Below are 1628 nucleotides of genomic sequence, written 5' to 3' on the forward strand. Positions count from 1 at the left end.
GTGCCGCCGAGGTAGACGAAGCCAGGCCCCTCGTCGCGGTAGGGCACGCCGAGCGCGTCGAGCGCCGGACGCCACGACCCCGTGCACGCCGGGTCGGCGCCCTCGAAGCCGTGGTCGGCCGTCAGCACGAAGGTCACGTCGCTGGTGACGCCGAGCCGGTCGAGGTGGTCGAGGAACGCCGACAACCGCCGGTCGGCGTCGCGTAGCGCGTCGCGCGCGATCACTGAGCGCGGACCGCCGCCGTGGTGCCCGGCGTCGGTGACGACGTTCGCCCACCACGTGAGGTCGGGCGCCGTCACCGGCGACTCCCACAGCTGCAGCACCTGCTGCAGGCCGAGGTCGTCGACCTGCGAACCCCAGTGGAAGTACTCGTCCCGCAGGTGGTCCAGGGTGCCCACAAAACGCGAGGCGAACGGGTCCGGCAGCAGGTTGTCGAGGTCACCCGAGCCCATGCTCGTGCCACTGGCCCGAATCACGGCCATCGTCGAGTAGTCGGCGCCGCGGTCGATCGCCTCGTCGACGCTGGCGGTGCGCGGCGAGCCGTCGAGCCGGGCGGGAACGGCGTCGTGCACCAGCTCGAAGACCGTCCGGACGCCGGGCCGCAGCCACTCGCTGCTGCGGTGCCAGGTGGTCGCGTCGTTCGGGACCACCCGCTCACCGGTGGCGCGGTCGAAGAACACGTTGCCGAGCACGCCGTGTCGTCCGGGGCCGACACCGGTGAGGATCGAGGTGTGGTTGGTGAGGGTCACGCTCGGGAAGTGCGCCACCGCCCCGCCCCGCAGCGCGACGCCGTTCGCCACGAGGCGGGCGACCGCGGGAAGGTCGCCGGACTCGGCGAGGTGCAGCAGATCACCGCAGTGGGCGCCGTCCCAGAGGATGCCGACGACCTTGTGGCGGCCGGACGCGACGTACTGCGTGAGCGGACGCCCGTCGAGCGGACGGCCGTCGGCGTCCAGCAGGGCGTCGAGCGACACGCCTGCGGCCAGCGCCATGGTGGGGCCGACGTCCACCAGCCGGGCATGTTCGTCGACGGCGCCCCGCGCCTGGACGCCCGCGCCCGACAGCAGCAGCGGAGCGCGGGACTGGATGACGTCGAGCGACCCGTGCTCGCCGTGGTGACCGCCCTCGTCGGGGAAGAAGTGCCCCGGCGTGTGCACGACGGCGAGATCCGGGCTGCGCGTGGGGTCGGCGAACAGCGACACGAGCCGGTCGTAGGCGTACGGGTAGGCGTTGCGCTCGTTGGGCGGTGAGGGATCCGCGGCCTCGCGCTCGTAGGGCAGGAACGCCATGGGGTCCTCATCGGCGACCGGGTCGTCGCCGCTCAGGACCTCATGGCGTCCGTCGGCGTGCAGACGCACGCGACCGCGGTGGTTCGCGACCAGAGCGACCCGCGCGTCGGCGTCCCCCTCGCACCACGCCACGAGGTCGACGACGTGCGCGAGGTCAGGGGCGGTCAGGGCGGCGACGGCGCGCTCGCGCACGGCGGCCAGATCGGACGGTGGCAGGGGCTCGACGCTCACGGGTGCACCCTAGAGGGCGCCCCTCGCCGTCCACCCCCACGCGTGCACTTCGGGTCCGAAGTGCACGCGGGAACGAGCCCAGGCGTGCACTTCGGATCCGAAGTGCAC

Annotated in this window: 1 protein-coding gene; it reads right to left on the minus strand. The window is 73.3% G+C overall.

Going from position 1 to position 1628, the window contains the following annotated elements; genetic code table 11:
- Nucleotides 1-1520 (minus strand): alkaline phosphatase family protein (locus ASD06_RS02125; protein WP_082537594.1); only part of this gene is annotated, 1520 nt, incomplete at its 3' end.
- Nucleotides 1521-1628 lie beyond the last annotated feature (108 nt).

This window comes from Angustibacter sp. Root456, assembly GCF_001426435.1.
GTDB lineage: Bacteria > Actinomycetota > Actinomycetes > Actinomycetales > Angustibacteraceae > Angustibacter.